The sequence below is a fragment of the Pseudomonas sp. WS 5503 genome, assembly GCF_012985385.1.
GTDB lineage: Bacteria > Pseudomonadota > Gammaproteobacteria > Pseudomonadales > Pseudomonadaceae > Aquipseudomonas > Aquipseudomonas paracarnis.
The window spans coordinates 321849-340173 of the sequence record NZ_JAAQWI010000006.1; the positions used below are offsets into that span (position 1 = coordinate 321849).

Annotated in this window: 18 protein-coding genes and 2 pseudogenes; 12 read left to right on the forward strand and 8 right to left on the reverse strand. The window is 62.5% G+C overall.

What is annotated here, in order from left to right:
* Positions 1-130 precede the first annotated feature (130 nt).
* Positions 131-319 (forward strand): annotated as a pseudogene (locus HBO10_RS17625) (type II toxin-antitoxin system HicB family antitoxin); the annotation flags it as partial.
* A gap of 2 nt (positions 320-321) precedes the next feature.
* Here the strand turns inward: HBO10_RS17625 and HBO10_RS17630 are convergent.
* Positions 322-1494 (reverse strand): MFS transporter, encoded by a 1173-nt coding sequence (locus tag HBO10_RS17630; protein ID WP_034127332.1) that lies wholly within the window; start codon positions 1492-1494, stop codon positions 322-324.
* A 132-nt stretch (positions 1495-1626) separates the two neighbouring features.
* On the opposite strand from HBO10_RS17630, the pseudogene HBO10_RS17635 reads away from it, so the two are divergent.
* Positions 1627-2213 (forward strand): annotated as a pseudogene (locus HBO10_RS17635) (TetR/AcrR family transcriptional regulator).
* Here the strand turns inward: HBO10_RS17635 and HBO10_RS17640 are convergent.
* Together HBO10_RS17640 and HBO10_RS17645 are read right to left on the reverse strand one after the other, a co-directional pair.
* Positions 2197-3552: an MATE family efflux transporter gene (locus HBO10_RS17640; protein ID WP_034127331.1), complete on the reverse strand. Its 1356-nt coding sequence runs from the start codon at positions 3550-3552 to the stop codon at positions 2197-2199. The pseudogene HBO10_RS17635 and the gene HBO10_RS17640 overlap by 17 nt on opposite strands.
* An 80-nt stretch (positions 3553-3632) precedes the next feature.
* The gene (locus HBO10_RS17645; protein WP_034127330.1) at positions 3633-4463 is read right to left on the reverse strand and encodes an IclR family transcriptional regulator; all 831 of its coding nucleotides are present in this window, start codon (positions 4461-4463) and stop codon (positions 3633-3635) included.
* Between the two features lie 242 nt (positions 4464-4705).
* Here HBO10_RS17645 and HBO10_RS17650 point away from each other — a divergent pair, with 242 nt between their 5' ends.
* Genes HBO10_RS17650 through HBO10_RS17680 form a run of 7 tightly spaced genes read left to right on the forward strand, consistent with a single transcriptional unit; the run spans position 4706 to position 11143 of the window.
* On the forward strand, positions 4706-5734 hold the full coding sequence (locus tag HBO10_RS17650; RefSeq protein WP_034127329.1) for an ABC transporter ATP-binding protein: 1029 nt from the start codon (positions 4706-4708) through the stop codon (positions 5732-5734).
* Positions 5731-6576, forward strand: coding sequence for an ABC transporter permease (locus tag HBO10_RS17655; RefSeq protein WP_034127328.1), 846 nt, complete (start codon positions 5731-5733; stop codon positions 6574-6576). Before HBO10_RS17650 ends, HBO10_RS17655 begins: the two co-directional genes overlap by 4 nt.
* A 4-nt stretch (positions 6577-6580) precedes the next feature.
* Complete coding sequence (locus HBO10_RS17660) at positions 6581-7375, forward strand: ABC transporter permease (protein ID WP_034127327.1); 795 nt, start codon at positions 6581-6583, stop codon at positions 7373-7375.
* Positions 7375-7665 (forward strand): (2Fe-2S)-binding protein, encoded by a 291-nt coding sequence (locus tag HBO10_RS17665; protein WP_014718832.1) that lies wholly within the window; start codon positions 7375-7377, stop codon positions 7663-7665. Before HBO10_RS17660 ends, HBO10_RS17665 begins: the two co-directional genes overlap by 1 nt.
* On the forward strand, positions 7662-9005 hold the full coding sequence (locus tag HBO10_RS17670) for an FAD-dependent oxidoreductase (protein ID WP_034127326.1): 1344 nt from the start codon (positions 7662-7664) through the stop codon (positions 9003-9005). Before HBO10_RS17665 ends, HBO10_RS17670 begins: the two co-directional genes overlap by 4 nt.
* Entirely contained in the window at positions 9002-10099 is a 1098-nt protein-coding gene (locus tag HBO10_RS17675) for an FAD-dependent oxidoreductase (protein ID WP_034127325.1), read from the forward strand. Before HBO10_RS17670 ends, HBO10_RS17675 begins: the two co-directional genes overlap by 4 nt.
* Positions 10100-10111: 12 nt before the next feature.
* Positions 10112-11143, forward strand: a complete 1032-nt coding sequence (locus HBO10_RS17680; protein ID WP_034127324.1) for an ABC transporter substrate-binding protein — start codon at positions 10112-10114, stop codon at positions 11141-11143.
* A gap of 3 nt (positions 11144-11146) precedes the next feature.
* Here HBO10_RS17680 and HBO10_RS17685 read toward each other — a convergent pair whose 3' ends face one another.
* Together HBO10_RS17685 and HBO10_RS17690 are read right to left on the reverse strand one after the other, a co-directional pair.
* Complete coding sequence (locus HBO10_RS17685; RefSeq protein WP_034127323.1) at positions 11147-11794, reverse strand: isochorismatase family protein; 648 nt, start codon at positions 11792-11794, stop codon at positions 11147-11149.
* A 222-nt stretch (positions 11795-12016) separates the two neighbouring features.
* Positions 12017-12790 carry an L-iditol 2-dehydrogenase gene (locus HBO10_RS17690; protein ID WP_034127322.1) on the reverse strand — a complete coding sequence of 258 codons (774 nt, stop codon included), beginning with the start codon at positions 12788-12790 and terminating at the stop codon, positions 12017-12019.
* 254 nt (positions 12791-13044) lie between these two features.
* Between HBO10_RS17690 and HBO10_RS17695 the strand changes: the two genes are divergently transcribed.
* The gene (locus tag HBO10_RS17695; protein ID WP_034127321.1) at positions 13045-13992 is read left to right on the forward strand and encodes an AraC family transcriptional regulator; all 948 of its coding nucleotides are present in this window, start codon (positions 13045-13047) and stop codon (positions 13990-13992) included.
* On the opposite strand, the gene HBO10_RS17700 is transcribed toward HBO10_RS17695, so the two are convergent.
* Positions 13974-14786, reverse strand: a complete 813-nt coding sequence (locus tag HBO10_RS17700; protein WP_034127320.1) for an aminoglycoside phosphotransferase family protein — start codon at positions 14784-14786, stop codon at positions 13974-13976. The genes HBO10_RS17695 and HBO10_RS17700 overlap by 19 nt on opposite strands.
* A gap of 212 nt (positions 14787-14998) precedes the next feature.
* On the opposite strand from HBO10_RS17700, the gene HBO10_RS17705 reads away from it, so the two are divergent.
* Positions 14999-15949 (forward strand): nucleoside-specific channel-forming protein Tsx, encoded by a 951-nt coding sequence (locus HBO10_RS17705; protein ID WP_169922043.1) that lies wholly within the window; start codon positions 14999-15001, stop codon positions 15947-15949.
* 14 nt (positions 15950-15963) lie between these two features.
* On the forward strand, positions 15964-16995 hold the full coding sequence (locus tag HBO10_RS17710; RefSeq protein ID WP_034127319.1) for a purine nucleoside permease: 1032 nt from the start codon (positions 15964-15966) through the stop codon (positions 16993-16995).
* 150 nt (positions 16996-17145) lie between these two features.
* On the opposite strand, the gene HBO10_RS17715 is transcribed toward HBO10_RS17710, so the two are convergent.
* Both HBO10_RS17715 and HBO10_RS17720 read right to left on the reverse strand, forming a co-directional pair.
* Positions 17146-18105, reverse strand: a complete 960-nt coding sequence (locus HBO10_RS17715; protein WP_034127318.1) for a zinc-binding alcohol dehydrogenase family protein — start codon at positions 18103-18105, stop codon at positions 17146-17148.
* Between the two features lie 28 nt (positions 18106-18133).
* Positions 18134-18307, reverse strand: coding sequence for a DUF1427 family protein (locus HBO10_RS17720; RefSeq protein ID WP_014718843.1), 174 nt, complete (start codon positions 18305-18307; stop codon positions 18134-18136).
* Positions 18308-18325 lie beyond the last annotated feature (18 nt).

The following is an 18325-nucleotide window of genomic DNA, read 5'->3' on the forward strand; positions in this document are numbered from 1 at the left end:
GCGGGGAATACGGGCTGGCGGGAAGCGTCCTACGCAAAGTCAGTACGCCACCATTATGGGGAGCGATGCGTGCGCTCCAGGCTTGCCGAGGTCAGGTTATCCACGCGTCTACACGAGGGAAATCAGCGGAATGAATCGCCAACTGCACTACAAGGGCTATAACGGCTCAATTGAATACAGCGCTGACGACAATTGCCTGTTTGGCAGGCTTTTGTACATCAGCGCGCTGGTGAGTTATGAAGGCCAAACCGAACCCGCGTTGGAAGTGGCCTTTCGCGAAGCCGTGAATGACCTGCTCAAGCAAACGTGCAAGGCCATACTTCATCCCAATCGCCGGTAACCCAATACCGCCGAGCCCGCTACCACCGTCCCCGCCGCCAGCGCCACCCAAAAACCGCTGGTGGCGCCAAAGTGGTCGATCATCCATCCCGAACTGGCGGCGCCAATGGCCACGCCGATGCTCAGGCCGGTGATCAGCCAGGTCATGCCTTCGGTAAGGCGGCTGGCCGGGACGATCTGCTCCACCATGGCCATCGACACAATCAAGGTGGGCGCGAAGAACAGCCCGGAGATAAAGATTGCAGCGGCCAAACCGGGAATATTGCTCACCAGCAGCAAGGGCAAGGTGGTCAACGCCGTGGCTACGCCGCAGTACAGGAACTGGCGTGGCAACGGTGCCTTGAGTTTGAGGGCACCGAAGGCCAACCCCGCCAGGCACGAACCAATGGCATACACCGACAGCACAATACTCGCCGCCGCCGGCTGGCCTTGATGCTGGGCGAAGGCCACGCTGACCACATCCACCACGCCGACGATCACGCCCATGGCCAGCAGCAAAATCATCAGGATCAATACCGACGGCGACGCAATCAGCCAGCGACCGTGTGCTCCCTGATGCGCGTGTACCGGTGGCTCGGTTTGCCGTTGCAGCACAAAGGTGGTGACGCCCACCGCCAGCAACAACGCCGCCACCAGGGGCCCGGCTTCTGGGAACACCGCCACGCTCAACCCCACCGAAATGGGCGGGCCGATGATGAAGCACACCTCATCAAGTACCGACTCCAGGGCAAACGCGGTTTGCAGCCTGGGCTGGCCACGGTACAACTCGGTCCAGCGCGCTCGCACCATGGCCGACATATTGGGCATGCAGCCCGCCAGCGCGGCGAACAGAAACAGCGTCCAATTCGGCGCCTGCAACCGCGTACACAGCAGCAACATCAATAGCGCCCCGCCGCCGATCAGCGCGGCAATCGGCAGCACCCTGCCCTGGCCGTAGCGGTCCACCCAACGTGACACTTGCGGCGCGCAAATCGCCGTGGCCAGGGCAAACACTGCCGCCACCGAACCGGCCAGACCATAGCCGCCATGCACCTGGGACAGCATGGTGATCAGGCCGATGCCGGTCATGGATATCGGCATGCGTGCCAGCATGCCAGCGAGCACAAAGGCCCGGGCACCAGGGACCTGGAATAATTCAGCGTAGGGGTTTGCCATCCTGCTTGACCTCTTGCTCGACGCCCTGAGCTTGCTATCTGAAACCATCAGGGCAGAATACATACGGCGCGTATGTGGCAAATCATGCTTCGCATACGCAGCGTATGTCAATCACTTAGCCAAGAGACGCCCATGAGCCGAGCCCGAGCTGAAATGATCGAAGACACCCGCGCCCGCCTGATAGCGAGCGCGCGCCGGGCCTTCGCCACCCAAGGCTATGCCAATACCTCGATGGATGACTTCACGCCCGCGCCGGCCTGACGCGCGGTGCGCTGTATCACCACTTTGGTGACAAGAAAGGGCTGCTGGCGGCGGTGGTCGCTCAACTCGACAGCGAGATGGACGCGCGCTTGCAACGCATCTCGGAGCAGGCCGTAGAGCCTTGGAGTGGTTTTTGCGAGCGCTGCCGGGCCTATCTGCGCATGGCCCAGGACCCGGAAATCCAGCGCATTGTATTGCAGGATGCACCGGCGGTACTGGGCGACACCGGCTCCCAACAACACTGCGTGGAGTCCTTGCGTCAATTGCTGGAGGCCCTGATGCAAGCGGGCCTGATGCCGACGGCACCCAGCCACGCACTGGCGCAGTTGATCAACGGCAGCCTGGTCAATACCGCGTTGTGGATTGCCCGGGATGAACACCCGGGCACACGGCTGGAGGAAGGCTTGCAAGGCCTGGAGCTGCTCCTGCAGGGGCTGAGCCTCACACCAACCGTTTGATCTGCTTATGCCGCCACACCAGGCGGTAATAGGCGATCTGCAACACCAGCATCGCCAGGTAGGTCACCGGAAATGCCATCCACACTCCTTCCAATCCGAAGTGGGCGTTGAACAGATAGGCCATTGGCAGTTCCACGCCAAGCACGCAGAAGATCGAGATCGCCACCGGCATCAGCACCACGCCGCTGGCGCGCATGATGCCGCCGATCACCGCCTGGAAGCCGAATACCAGAATGCTCCAGAGCATGATGTGCAGCAGGTGTTCGGCCCGTACCCGTGCGCTGTCGTCGGTGATGAACAGGCCCAGCAACCAGTGGGACAGCCCATAGCCGAGCACGATCAAGCCACCGGTGAGGCACAGGTTGATCACAAGCCCCGTGCGCAGGATCGGCCCGATACGCTCCAGGCGCCCGGCGCCAATCGCCTGGGCGCCGAGGATAGAGGCGGTGATGGCAATCGACAGCGCCGGGAACTGCACATAGTTGACGATCTGCGTCACCGCGCCATAGGCCGCCGTGGCCTGGGAACCGTGGCCGTTGACCAGGGCCAGGATGACCAGCTCCGACAGCGATAGCACCACCATCTGCAAGCCCGTCGGCAGGCCGATGCGCAGGACTTTGCCGAGGACGACGCGGTCCAGGCGCAAGGCGGCAAGCAGCTCGCGGTCTGGCGCCATCACGTGGTTTTTGTGGCGCAGGCGCAGGACCAGAAACAGCATCGCCAAAGCGTTACCCACCAGCCCGGCATACACCGCACTCTGGATGCCCATGGGCGGCAGGCCGATCCAGCCGCGAATCAGCGCAGGCGTCAGCAGCAAGCCCACCAGGGTTGAGACCATCAATGCCAGCAACGGCGAAATCGTGTCGCTGACCCCACGCAACAGTTGGGTATAGAGGATGAACACCAGCAGCAACGGCATGATCAACATCATCATCTGGGCGTAGCCCACGGCATCGTCGAGCACATCCACCGGCGTGCCCAACGCCTGCAATGCCGGGCGCGCGAACAGGCTGCCCAGCACAGCGGCCACCAGGCCCACCAACGCGCCCAGGGTCAGGGTGGCACCGGTAATCACCTTGACCATTCCGGTCTCCTGGGCGCCCCATGCCTGGCCGATCAACACCGAGGCGCCCGCCCCCAGGCCGATCACCAGGGCGATAAAGAAAAACACGATGGGAAACATCCCCGACACCGCGGCCAATGCCTGGGTGCCCAGCATCTGGCCAACGTAAATGCCGTTGAGGGTGCCGGAAAAGCTTTGCAGGAAATTGGACAGCACCATCGGTGCCAGGAACAACAGGTAGATTTGCCACAGCGGACGTTGCAAAGGGTTTTGCATGAAAAACGGGGCCTCGAATCACGAAAGCGTCTCAGGGTTATACCGTAACTGGATCCAATATGCTGTTGTGAAGGCCCGTGTTAACCCCCAAAGGTCTGCGACGGCCTGCGCAACGTCGGGTCAAACGGATTGAGCCGCGGCCCGATGGCCGCCGCCTCGCGCTTCAACAACTCCACCACCATCGGCAAGCGGCTCGGCCCCAGGCGGTCGCTGATGGTCGCCACGCTCAACGCCGCGACCGCATACCCGTCGCGGTTGAGGATGGGCACCGCCAGCCCTGCCATGCCTTCCAGCACACCGGTGTTGCGTGCCGCATAACCCAGCTTGCGCACGTTCTCCACTTCGGAGCGCAACAGCACTTCGTCGTACAGGTGGAAGTCCTTGAGCCGTGGCAGGTTGTAGCGGATTACCGTCTCGCGCTCTTCTTCCGGCAGAAACGCCAGGATCGCCAGGCTGCCCTGCCCCACACCCAAGGCCACGCGCCCACCGATATCGCCGGTGAAGGTACGGATCGGATACGGCCCCTCGCTGCGGTCCAGGCAAATGGCGTCGAAGCCGCTGCGCGCCAGCAAGAACAGCGAGTCCCCCAGCGAAGCGCTCAGGCGCAACAGGCTGGGGCGCACCAGGTCGCGCAGGTTGCCGGTCTTGCCCGCGTTGGCCGCCAACGCGAAAAACTCCAGGCTCAGGCGATAGCGCTTGCTGCGTGCATCCTGCTCAACCATGCCTTCGTCCATCAGGCTGCGCAGCAGACGATGGGTGGTGGGCTGGGACAAGCCCACCTGTTGGGCGAGCTGGGTGACCCGCTCGCCGCCCTCGGGTACCTGCCCAAGGGTTCGCAGCACAGCAAACAACCGGGAGACGCTGCCCGCACCAACTTCTTTGCCGCCGTCATTTCGCTCAGTGGAATCCATAACACCTAATCTCGTTAATAATTCTGATCAATGAATAAATCGCAAAATAGTAGTCCGTTGAGTGAAATTTCAGCTTCCGCCCATCCTAGTCTCCGTCCTAATCTGCGTCCACAGGGGCGAAATGAACAACAACCGGCAGCCGACTTGAGATCGAGCGCCAACGCACCGGCACCGCACTTTTCGCATCTGCCCAAAACAAGAAAGCGCGTTTAGACGCGACTGAATAAAGGTGGAACGCAAACATGGCATTTCTCCAACTCAAAGCCTTGAGCAAACGCTATGGCGCCGTCGATGCGGTGGTCGCCACTGATCTGGCGGTGGAACAAGGCGAGTTCGTTTCCCTGCTCGGCCCTTCAGGCTGTGGCAAGACCACCACCCTACAAATGATCGCCGGTTTCGTCGACGTGAGCGGCGGCCAGATCCTGCTCGACGGTCGCGACATTACCCACGCCAAGCCCGCCAGCCGTGGCCTGGGCGTGGTGTTCCAGAGCTACGCGCTGTTCCCGCATATGAGTGTGCGCGACAACGTGGCCTTCGGCCTGAAGATGCGCAAGGTGCCTGCGGCCGATATCGCCACCCGCGTCAATACCGTGCTGGAGCTGGTGCGCCTGGCCCAACATGCGCAACGCTACCCTCGTGAGCTGTCCGGCGGCCAGCGCCAGCGCGTGGCCCTGGCCCGTGCGCTAGTGATCGAACCGCCGGTGTTGTTGCTCGATGAGCCGCTATCCAACCTCGACGCCAACCTGCGCGAAGAGATGCAATTTGAAATCCGTCGTATCCAGTGCGCGGTGGGCATCACCACCCTGATGGTCACCCATGACCAGGCCGAAGCCCTGTCCATCAGCGACCGCGTGGTGGTAATGCAGGCCGGGCGTGTGACTCAGATCGATGCGCCGTACAAGCTCTATGAGCACCCGCGCACGCGGTTTATCTCAGACTTCGTCGGCAAGGCCAACCTGCTGGCTGGCGACTACGACGCGCTCGGCGCCCCCCAAGTACGCCACGACGGCAGCGCAGGCAAGCTGACCCTGAGCCTGCGCCCGGAAAAAATCCAACTGGTGGACCCTGGCACCGGGCGCGTGCAAGGCAAAGTGCTGGACCGCTACTTTTTCGGCAGCCAATGGCTGTACCGCGTCCAGACCGCCCTGGGCGAAATCACCGTGGTGCGCAGTAACGACGGCAGCGCACCTTTGGCTAGCGGCGCGGCAGTGGGCCTGCAATGGCAGGCCGATTTGCTGCGGGTACTGGCCGCCGATGAGGTGCACCCATGAGTCGCGGTTACCTGCTCTCGCTGCCAGCGCTGGTGCTGTTTGCCGGGCTGCTGATCGTGCCGCTGGGCTTGACCCTGGTGCTGTCGTTCAATGTGTTCGACTACCAAGTAGGCGTAAAGGCCGATGAGTGGACCCTGGCCCATTACTGGGCGCTGTTGAGCGACGCCTACTTCTACGAGATTTTCTGGCGCACGTTCTGGATCAGTGCCCTGGTGACGCTACTGTGCGTGGTGATCGGCGTGCCGGAGGCTTACATCCTCAGCCGCATGGGCACGCCGTGGCGCTCGATTTTCCTGATAGTGATCCTCACACCTCTGCTGATTTCAGTGGTGGTACGTGCGTTTGGCTGGAGCCTGCTGCTCGGCGCCGACGGCCTGGTCAACCAGGTGATCCAGGCCCTCGGCGGGCGCCCGATGAAGCTTCTCTATACGCCGTTCGCCGTGATCATTGCCTTGGTGCACGTGATGCTGCCGTTCATGATCATCCCGGTGTGGACCTCCCTGCAAAAGCTCGATCCGTCGGCCGAACAGGCGGCGTTGTCCCTGGGCGCCAGCCAAGTCACGGTGATGCGCAAGATCGTGCTGCCCCAAGTGATGCCCGGTGTGCTGTCCGGCACCTTGATCGTGTTCGGCCTGGCCGCCAGTTCCTTTGCGATCCCCGGCCTGCTGGGCGGGCGGCGCCTGAAGATGGTCGCCACCGTGGTGTACGACCAGTACCTCTCGGAACTCAACTGGCCCATGGGCGCGACCCTCGCGGTGGCGCTGCTGTTGGTCAATCTGCTGATCATGCTGAGCTGGAACCGCATGGTCGAAGGCCGCTACAAAAAGTCCCTGGGGGTTTAAGCACATGTCCAGAAACGGTCCTTTGGCCCTCGGTTTTCATGCGGTGGTGGTGCTGTTCATGATGGCGCCGCTGGTGGTGGTGTGCCTGGTGGCGTTCACGCCAGAGAACACTTTGAGCCTGCCCACGTCGGGCTTCTCCCTGCGCTGGTTTCGCGCAGTGTTCGAACGCGCTGACTTTATCCAGGCGTTCTACAACAGCCTGATCCTGGCCTTCACCGCCGCCACCCTGGCGACCCTGATTGCGGTGCCGGCGGCCCTGGCGATCAGTCGCTATTCGTTCCCGGGGCGCGATTTCTTCAGCGCGCTGTTCCTGTCGCCCATCATCATTCCGCACTTGGTGCTGGGGGTGGCCATGCTGCGCCTGTTTGCGCTGATGGGCGTAAACGGCAGCTTTACCTGGCTGATGCTTGCGCACGTGGTGATCATCACCCCCTACGTGTTGCGCCTGGTATTGGCGGCGGCCATCGGCATTGATCGCAGTGCCGAGCAGGCCGCCGAATCACTCGGGGCCGGGCGCTTTACGCTGTTCCGGCAGATCACCCTGCCAATGATTTTGCCTGGCGTGGCCGGTGGGTGGTTGCTGGCGTTCATCAACAGTTTCGATGAAGTGACCCTGTCGATTTTCGTCAGCTCGCCGGCCACGCAAACCTTGCCGGTGCGCATGTATGTGTACGCCACCGAGTCCATCGACCCGATGATGGCGGCCGTGTCGGCGCTGGTCATCGCACTGACGGCAGCGACCATGATTGTGCTCGACCGGGTCTACGGCCTGGACCGCGTGCTGGTGGGGAAACACTGATGGCCTTGTTCAAGCGACTGAGCGAAACCCAACGCCCTGCCCTGGCCTTCACCCTCGACGGCCAACCCGCCACGGGGTTGCTCGGCGACACCCTGCTGACCGCCATGCTGACCTGTGCCGAGCACCTGCGCGGCAGCGATTTCAGTGCCGAGCGCCGCGCCGGGTTTTGCCTGATGGGCGCGTGCCAGGATTGTTGGGTGCGGCTGGCCGACGGGCGGCGGGTGCGCGCCTGTTCGACCCTGCTTGAAGACGGCCAGGCGATCAGCCGTGACCCGGGGCGCCAGCCATGAAGCCGGTGGTGATTGTGGGTGCAGGCCCGGCGGGGATCAGCGCGGCGCGCACGTTGCTCGACCATGGCATTACACCTTGCCTGGTGGATGAGAGCCCGCGCGGTGGCGGGCAGATTTATCGGCGCCAACCTCCAGGGTTTCAACGCACTGCCAGGCAGATCTACGGGTTTGAAGCGCGCAAGGCCCAAGCCGTGCACCGCACCATGGATGAATTGGCAGCCTTGATCGACTATCGGCCCGATACCTTGGTATGGAATGCCGAGGACGGTCGCCTGGACATGCTCAATAACGGGCGCGCCGACAGCCTCGAATACGCGCAGGTGATAGTCGCCACCGGCGCCACCGACCGCATCCTGCCTGTGCCGGGCTGGACATTGCCCGGTGTCTACAGCCTGGGCGCGGCGCAAATCGCCTTGAAGTACCAAGGTTGCGCGATTGGCGAACGCGTGGTGTTTTGTGGCTCAGGGCCGTTGCTCTATTTAGTCGCTTACCAATACGCAAGGGCCGGTGCTAACGTGCTGGCGGTGCTCGACAGTGCGCCGCTGAGCGCCCAATGCCGGGCCTTGCCGGCGCTGCTCAGGCAACCGGCGACCCTGGCCAAGGGCATGTATTACCGCGCCTGGCTGACCGCCCACGGGATTGCCGTGTATCAGGGCGCAATGCTCAAGCAGATCGACGGCGACCAACGGGTACGTGGTATTCGCTGGGGCGAACAGACCCTGCCCTGCGATGCGGTGGCCTTCGCCCACGCCCTGCGCAGCGAAACGCAATTGGCCGATCTGCTCGGCTGTGAGTTTGCCTGGAACCCGCTCAATCGCGCCTGGCTGCCGCAACGTGACAGCGCCGGGCGCAGCAGTGTCGACACGGTGTACCTGGCGGGCGACGGCGCCGGGATCATGGGCGCCGATGCCGCGCAAATGGCCGGCGAATGTGCCGCGCTGGCGTTGCTGGAAGATACCGGCGTCGCGGTCGACCCGCACCGTCGGGCTACACTGGAGCGGCAGTTGGCGCGTATCCAGCGCTTTCGCCAGGGCCTGGAAACCGCGTTCCCCTTCCCTGAGCACTGGGCTGCGCAGGCGCCGGACGAACTGGTCGTGTGCCGCTGCGAAGAGGTCAGCGTCGGCGAGATGCGCGCCGTGGTAGATGAAGGCCACTGGGAAATCAACCGGGTCAAAGCCCATTGCCGCGTTGGCATGGGCCGCTGCCAGGGACGGATGTGCGGGTTGGCGGCGGCGGAAATCGTGGCAGAGCGCAGCGGCCGCGACCTCCCACAGATCGGGCGCTTGCGTGGCCAGGCACCGATCAAGCCGCTGCCGTTTGGCGTGCAGGTACAGCCATGATCGACGTCATCGTCTTGGGGGGGGGCATCGTCGGGGCTTCGGCGGCCTTGGTGCTCGCGCAAAAAGGCCAGCGGGTGGCACTGGTCGAACGGGATTTTTGTGGCTCGCACTCAAGCGGCGTCAATTACGGCGGCGTGCGGCGCCAGGGGCGGCCCTTGCATCAATTACCGCTGTCCCAGCGCGCTCACCAACTGTGGGCTGACCTGCCTGGGTTGATTGGTATTGAGGGTGAATACGTGCGCTCCGGGCATTTGAAGCTGGCGCGCAGCCCCGGGGATTTTTCCGCCCTGCAAGCCTACGCCGATCAGACACGAGGCTTTGGCCTGGGCTTGCAGCTGTTGGACCGCAGCGAGTTGCGCAAGCGTTTTCCCTGGGTGGGCGACGTGGCAGTGGGCGCCTCGTTGTGCCCGGATGATGGGCATGCCAACCCGCGACTGGTGTCCCCAGCCTTTGCCCGTGCCGCCCAACGCCACGGCGCTGCGGTGTACGAGCAAGCCGAGGTGATCCGCATCGAGCACGACAGCCGACTGTTCCAGGTGCACTGCGCCAACGGCCTGCACTTGCAAGCGCCCTGGCTGCTCAACTGCGGCGGCGCCTGGGCCGGCAAGGTCGCCGCGCAATTGGGCGAGCCGGTGCCGATTATCTCGGCGCACCCGGCAATGCTGGTCACCGAGCCACTGCCGGGAGTGATGACCGTCAGCACCGGCGTCGAGGGCGGCGGCATCTATGCTCGGCAAGTCGCCCGTGGCAATTGCATTCTCGGCGGCGGGCGCGGCTTTGCCTTGGGCCCACAGCAGGCCCGGCCGGGGCAGGCGGCGGTGCTGGAGATCCTGCGCAATGCCGGCGAACTCTACCCGTTTCTCCAGGGAGCCCAGGCCATTCGCACCTGGAGTGGCACCGAAGGTTACCTGCCTGACCACGAACCGGTGATCGGCCCCAGCAGTACCCAATCCGGCCTGCTCCACGGCTTCGGCTTTGCCGGCGCCGGGTTCCAGCTCGGCCCCGCAGTTGGTGAAGCCCTGGCAGAGATCGTCTGCGACGGCGCCAGCCGCCAACCCATCGAAGCGTTTTCCATCCGTCGTTTCCAAGCCTGAGAGGAAAAACCCATGCAATCACGTCTCGTGTTGTCCTGCTTGTCCATCGCCTTGCTCACCGGCACGGCCCATGCCGCCCCTACGCTGTACTTGGGCATGAACGGCGGCACCATGGAACGGGTGTACGCCGACAAGGTGCTGCCCGCCTTCGAAAAGGCCAATAACGTCAAGGTCGTCATCGTACCCGGCACCTCCTCGGACATCCTTGCCAAGGTCCAGGCCAACCAGGCCAACCCGCAGATGCATGTGATGTTCCTCGACGACGGCATCATGTACCGCGCCATCTCCATGGGCCTGTGCGACAAGCTCGCGCCGAGCCCGCCACTGGAACAGATCCCGGCCAAGGCCCGAATCAAGGACGAAGCCGTGGCCGTGACCCTGGGCGTCACCGGCCTGGGCTACAACGCCAAGATGTTCAAAGACAAAGGCTGGGCCGCGCCCACCTCATGGATGGACCTGGCCGACCCGCGCTTCAAGGACAAAGTGGTGTTCCAGTCCCTGGCCTCCTCCACCTTCGGCCTGCATGGTTTCCTGATGTTCAACCGCATCCAGGGTGGCGATGAAACCAATGTGGAACCGGGCTTCAAGGCCTGGCCTACGACCGTGGGCCCCAACGTGCTGGAATACATCGCCAGCTCGGCGAAGATCTCCGAGATGGTGCAAACCGACGAGGCCGCGATCTTCCCCCTGACCCCGACCCAGGTCGCCACGCAAAAGCTGCTCGGCATACCGATGGAGTACGCGCAACCCAAAGAAGGTGCGGTGGTGCTCAACGTGGCCGAATGCGTGATCGCCCGCAATGACCAGCCGGAACTGGCGCAAAAGCTCGCAGCGTTCTTGCTGACCGCCCAGGCCCAGGCGCCAGCGTTGGAAGAAGGTGACCAGATCCCGTCGAACCCGACCACCCCCACCACCGACAAAACCCGTGCGCGGGTAGAGGCCATGCAGGGTTATCTGCAAACGGCCATTTCGATTGATTGGGACCAGGTCAACCAGGCACGGCCGCAGTGGAATGCGCGGTGGAGTCGGTCGATTGAGCGTTGAGGCTTAGCCCTGCGCAATCAGGGCCAGTTCTTCGCGGGTGCGACTGATGTGTGCACCAGCCTTGAGCAATTCGTCGACAGCCTGTACACCGCCCTCCTCGCTGATGCCTCGGCACGCCGGCAAATGCAGGATCACTTGCAAGCCGGCCTTGAGCAATTGCAACGCGGTGGTCTTGACGCAGTAGTCCAGGGCCAGGCCGCCGACGATTACGCGGGCCACGCCGTGGGCCTTGAGGTACTCGATGACGCCGGTGGACAGTTTGTCGTGCAGGTCGTGGTAACAGGCGCCGTAGGGGTGCAGGTCGGGCTCGACACCTTTCCAGATGAAGTAGTCGTAGTCATAGGGCGTGGGCAATTCATCGAGCAGGGTGAACCCTTCGGTACCCGGCACGCAGTGGCTGACCCAAGTCACATCGGCATGGGCCAGGCCGGTGGGTTGCAACATCTCGCTGTGCTGCGCGACGACCCAGGGTGCCTGGGGGGTGTGGGCGTCCTTGCTGCCGATGCGGTGGCCGGCGAGACTGGCCATGTAATTGAGTTCGGCACCAATGCCGTCGCCACCGGCCACTGGCAACTCGTTGGGACACAAAGGCGTGAAGCTCTTCTGGGCGTCGACGTCGAATGAAGCGATGGCGGCTTTCGAAAGGCTCATGGTCGTTCTCGAGTGGTCTGCACGTACGACCGCCTCCGGGCGAGCGTAAAAATCTTGATGTATGGGACAGTTTACTGCGGGGATCGATGCGTTGCTGACTTACCCTATTCTCAAGCACGCTGAAGTTCAAAGGTGGGAGCTGGCTCGCCTGCAATGACGGGAGTGAATCCACCAACGCTATCGCAGGCAAGCCAGCTCCCACAGTTGGGTCAGCGTCAACCGCTAGTTCAGCCAATTGCCGCCATCAACGTTATAGGTCTGGGCCACCACATAGTCGGCGTCCGTCGACGCCAGGAAGATCGCCATGCCAGTCAGGTCTTCAGCTGTGCCCATCCGCCCAAACGGCACCTCATCCCCTACGCGCTTTTTCTTCTCGCCAGGCGCCAGCCCTTCATGCCTGGCGAACAGCGCATCCACCCCATCCCAATGCTCGCCGTCCACCACACCGGGGGCGATGGCATTGACGTTGATGCCCTGCTTGATCAGGTTCAAGCCCGCCGATTGCGTCAGGCTGATCACCGCCGCCTTGGTCGCGCAATAGACCGCCACCAACGGCTCGCCCCGCCGCCCGGCCTGGCTGGCCATGTTGATGATCTTGCCGCCATGCCCTTGGCTGATCATCTGTCGGGCTGCGGCCTGCAGAGTGAACAGGGTGCCGGCGACATTGATCGAGAACAGCCGTTCAAAGCCGTCGCGGGTGATGTCGATGATGGGGGCCAGGTCGAACAGGGCGGCGTTGTTGATCAGGATATCGAGCTTGCCGGCGTGGCTCACCACCGTGGCGATCGCCGCGTCGATGGAGGCCTGGTCGGTGACGTCCATCGCCACGGCGTAAGCCTGGGGCCCCAGTTCGGCGGCGGTGGCCTGGGCCTGTTGCAGGTTGATGTCGGCGATGGCCACGGTGGCGCCTTCAGCGATGTAGGCCTGGGCGAACGCACGGCCAATGCCTCGCGCCGATCCAGTGATCAGCGCGCTTTTGCCTTCGAGTCGTTTCATGGGGGGTCCTGTAAAGGTTATTGCCGGTAGCCGGTGAACACCGCCGAGAACAGCTAGCCGACCTTTGTTGTTGAGCCTCGATTACAGCAGCTTGGCCTGCCGCCTCACAAACGGCTGGCGAATGCGCGGCTGATACTTTTTTAACCTGAGGCACAGGATCAAAAAAGTATCAGTCTCGGGCGAAACCGGGGCTAGCGCAGCGATTGCCAGTGCGGGTATTTTGGGAAAATTGCACCGCCACAAGAGGCAGCACCATGCCCGTCAGCCCCGCCACCCTGTTCGAGCATCGCCCTGCCGAGCTTGAGGTGATCCTGACCGAACCGGAACATGGTTTTCGCTGGTTCGAACATGACTATCCCTATGAACTGGCACGCTGGAACCACCATCCTGAATTCGAAATCCACCTGATCCGCCAAGGCAGCGGCAAGCTGGTGGCGGGCGACTATATCGGTGCGTTCAGCGCAGGGCATGTCGCACTGATCGGCCCTGGCCTGCCCCACGACTGGATCGGCGACCTGGCCCCGGGCGAATACCTGCACGGGCGTGATGTGGTGCTGCAATTCGACGGCGCTGCCCTGCTCGCTCTGCGCACCACCCTGCCTGAGCTCGGTGATTTACAGTCATTGTTTGCACGGGCGCGACGGGGCCTCGAATTCACCGGCGAGACCGCAACGAGCGCGGCACGGCTGATGGAGGCCATCGGCTGCGCCCAGGGGCTGCAACGCCTGGCCCTGTTCCTGCAATTGCTCGACACCCTGAAGAACGCACCGCCTGCACAGGCCAATACCCTGGCCAGCCCGTGCTATGCACCGACGCTGGATGCGCGCAGCGCCGAACGTATCAACAAGGCGCTTGACTACCTGATGCGGGAACTGACCGGCGATGTACGCCTGTCGGACATCGCCCGGCAACTGGACATGAGCGAACCCGGCTTTTCGCGGTTTTTCAAGCGCAACACCGGCCACGGCTTTATCGACCTGATGCGCAAGTTCCGCGTGCAGCGTGCCTGCCGCTTGCTGTTGCACAGCCAAATGTCAGTGGCGGACATCTGCTTTGAGGTGGGCTACGCCAACCTGTCGAATTTTAATCGCCACTTTCGTATCGAAATGCACCAGACGCCGAGTGAGTACCGGCGGCAGGCCGCACTTCAATTATTCACGCCGGTTACCCATCACCCGCCGCCTTACTCGCCCGCCCCTTGAGCCAGTGCCTGCTGTGCCAGACGGGCAACCTGCAACTCAATCATGGCACGCTCGCGCTCCTGGTCTTCCAGAAACCAGGCGGCAGACAACCCGGCATGAGCCACCACCCATTGCAACAAACGCGGACGTGAGAGGCCGGCCGCCAGGGCGATAACCCCAACCTGGCGGCGGAAACGCAGTGGATCGCTACTGGTCGGCAAGTCCGGATTGCAGATCAGATTAGCGTAATCGTAACCGCGCTCGCCCATCACCCGCTTTGGATCGATCGCCAGCCAGCCACGAGGGCCAAAGTCGAGGATATTGTCGTGATGGCAATCACCGTGCAGTACCACAACCTCCTGTTGCGCAGCCAGCAATGTCCGGGCCGTCGCCGCGCAGTCGCGTAAGGCACCGCCCTCCTGTTCGGCGGCGTGCCACAAGGATCTGAACCACTCATCCAGCCCAACCAACCCTTCGGGCGGCGACACACGAGGCGCATGCAGCCGGGCCAGGGTTGCGCAGGCGATCTGGCTGGCTTCGTCGTCCTGACCATTGAGGGCCATGCGCATCAAGGAACCTGGGCCCGTGGCGCGTTCCATTAACACTGCAGTGTGGTCATGGGCGAACACCCGTGCCGCGCCGTCCCCGGCCCACCAACTCAGCAGGCGGCCGCCGAGTTTTTCCTCAGGGGTATGAGCAATTTTCAACATCGCCGGCACGCCCTTCCAGCGGACCGGCAACAGGTGGCTGCCGGGTGTGACGATAGGCTCTCCATCGGCACTCAGCTCCCAGGCACGCAGGTAGTGTTCGAACATCAGATTCCTCCACAGGGGTGACGCATCAGGATGACAGAAATCCCACTGCTTTCCTGACCAAAGCGTCGGCTAATTGCTCCTTTTTCTAGATAGTTCAAGCCATTGACCCAAGTTGGTACAACCTGTGCAAACGTTTGCGGAACGAACTTGACCGCCAAGTTCACTCCTCCCCGTCGAATCGGGTTTAAACCGCGTAAGAATAAGGACTTTCAATGCACCCCACCTCAAAGCCTCGTGCTGGTCTTGGCGTTTCGTTGCTACTGGCTGCCGTTACGGGAGTACTCAGTGCACCCATTTTGGCGCAGGAAAAGCCCGTGGATGACTCAGCACAGGGCGAAACCCTCAGCCCTGAAGCCAACCCCCCGGCGAAAAAAGGCGTGTATCTGTCCGAGTGGTTTAACCAGGACCTCACGCTGATTGGCAGCAAAGACATCAGTTTTGGCCCCAAGCCTCAAGATGACGTCTACCTGGAATACGAGTACTTCGGGCGCAAGGGCCCCTTTGAGTTGTACGGCTATATCGATGTGCCGAAGATCCTCACCATCGGTAACAGTAATGACAAAGGTGTGTGGGACCATGGCTCGCCGGTGTTCATGGAGCATGAACCGCGGATCTCCATCGACTACCTCGCAGGACGCAGCCTGGCAATTGGCCCATTCAAGGAATGGTATGTGGCCTTTGACTGGATCTATGACCACGGCAGCCGCAAGGAAAACCGCGCCAACACCCTGTACAGCGGCCTGGGCACCGATATCGACACCCACTCGCGGGTCAACCTGTCGGCCAATTTCTACGGGCGCTACCAGTGGGAAAACTACGGCGCCAGCAATGAGTATTCCTGGGACGGCTACCGAGCGCAGATGAATTACATCGTGCCCATTGGCAAGTTCGACAACGGCGCCTCGCTGACCTACATCGGTTTCACCAACTACGATTTCGGCTCGGACCTGCACAAGGACAACCCGGCGCGCACCGCCAACTCCCTGGTGGCCACCAACGTATTGCTGTACTCGTTTACCCACCTGCGCTTTACCCTGGTCGGCCGTTACTTTCACAACGGCGGCAACTGGGAGGATGGCAGCGAGTTGAATTTCGGCGAAGGCAACTTCCGCGCACGCTCAGACGGCTGGGGTTACTACGCTGGCGTGGGCTATCAATTCTGATCAAGGAGCTGTAGATGAACGCATTGACCCGTGTCTCGCTGGCCGTCGGCCTGGCCCTATTGCCTCACGTGGTGCTGGCGGATAACCCGCCACCGATCAAACCCAAGGTGATGCTGATCACCATGTTCGCCCCCGAGGCGCAAACCTGGATCGACCGCCTCGAGCTTAAACAAGAAGTACGCGTTCCGGGCTTGTCCGCCGAATATCCCGTGATTCGCTGCAACACCCAAGACGTGTGCCTGCTGGTGACCGGCATGGGCCAGACCAACGCTGCCGCGTCTACCCTGGCCCTGGCCTTGTCGCCTAAGTTCGACCTGCGCCAGAGTTACTTCCTGATCGCCGGAATCGCCGGTATCAGCCCCAAGCACGGCACCATCGGCACCGCCGCCTGGGCTCATTACCTGGTGGAGTTCGGCACGCAGTGGGAGCTGGATTCACGGGATGCACCCAAGGACTGGCCGACGGGCTATATCGGGATCAACACCAAGGGCCCCAACGAAAAACCACCGTTGGACTACAAGACCGAGGTGTTTGAGCTCAACCAAAAGCTGCAAGCCAAGGCGTTTGCCTTGTCGCACAAGGTGGAGCTGACAGAAAGCACAGAGTCCGCCGCTTGGCGCAAACACTACCCCGCCGCCCCGGCCAACCAGCCGCCGCAAGTCACCCGCTGCGACACCCTGGCGGGCAACACCTGGTTTTCCGGTACCCGGTTGAGCGAACGTGCCGAAGTCTGGACCAAGTTGCTCACCGACAACAAAGGCGAATACTGCACCACCCAACAGGAAGACAACTCCACCTACGAAGCGCTGCTGCGCGCCAGCCGCGAAGGCTTGGTGGATATCCAGCGTCTGGCCGTGGTGCGCGCAGGTTCCGACTTTGACCGGCCTTACCCTGGCTACAGCGAAGTGGACAACCTGCTCAAGTATGCGGACCAGGGTGGGTTTGTACCGGCGCTGGAAAACCTGTACCGCACGGGCAACCCGTTGGTCCAAGCGATTGTGAAGAACTGGTCGGCGTGGGAAAAAGGCGTTCCCGAAGCCGAATAAAGATCAACTCTGTGGGAGCGGGCTTGCTGTGGCGAGCAAGCTTGCTTGCGCTGGGGTGCGTAGCGCCCCCAAAAAAGCCGGCTCCAGCTGCGCTGTCGAGCGGGAGCAAGCTCCCTCGCCACAGCAAGCCCGCTCCCACATTTCTATCCATCACGGCAGGAAGATGATTTTGTCTGGGCTGCCGTTGTTCACTTCTGCATAGCACTGAACACCCTCCGCCAACGCCACTTCACGCAACCCTGTAGGCAGCGGCAACAGGCCTTCATCAAAGAAGCGCCCAAACGCCTCCAGCATCACCGCGCATTGTTCGCAGCTATAGAGCAAAGAGTTGATCCCCACCACCGACCCGCCCTTACGGTACAGCGCCAGGGCCGGTAACTGCACATGGCCGTCAACCGGTGCGGCGATGATGGCGATGCGGCCGAACGGTGCCAGCCCCGCCACCGCGGCAGGCAGCCAGAAACCGGTAGTGTCAAAGATCACGTCGGCGCCGCCCTTGAACACGGCCTGCACTTGCGCGCCCAATTCCTCCGGCTTGCCCAAGGCAATCGCCTCCAGCCCTTGGGCCTGCAACATCTCGAGCTGATCGGCCTTGCGCACGGCCGCCAATACCTGCGCACCGCGTATCTTCGCCAGCGCCAAAGCCGCACTGCCGACCGCGCCGTTGGCGCCGACCACCAGCAAGCGCGTGCCCTTGCCAACGCCGCTGCGCTCCAGGGCATCCCAGGCGGTGGTATAGGGCACACCGAGGCTGGCCGCCTGGGCAAAGCTCAAGTGCGTAGGTTTGTACGCCACGCCCTTGGCTGACACGCGCAGGTATTGGGCATGGGAACCGTCAGCGAAAAAACCCAGGTCACGACCGGTGCCCCAGACCTCCTGGCCGAGCAATGCCTGTGGGCCTTCCACCACCACGCCTGCGAAGTCACGCCCAGGGATGCGTGGCAGCGTGGTGTAGGGGAAACGGCCAAGCACGTTTTTGACGTCGCTGGGGTTCAGGCCCGCCGCGTTGACCTTGACCAGCACTTCGCCGGCAGACGGTACCGGCATGGGCACCTCCAGCAGGCGCAGGTGGGCGAGGTCGCCGGTGTCGGTAAATTGCAGTGCGTTCATAGAGGGCATCCGTGGAAGGAAAAAGGGATCAGGACAACCAACCACTGACCAACTGCCGCGCCATGGGCCAGAGCTTTTCGCCGAGCAGCATGCCCATCAGGCCCACCAGTGCGATAGCGGGCGGTGCAGGCGAGCGGAAGTCCAGCGCGCCGTAGATCACGCCGACAAACAGGCCGATGGCCAAGGAAATCAAATAGCTCATGGATGCTGCGCCCGGTTG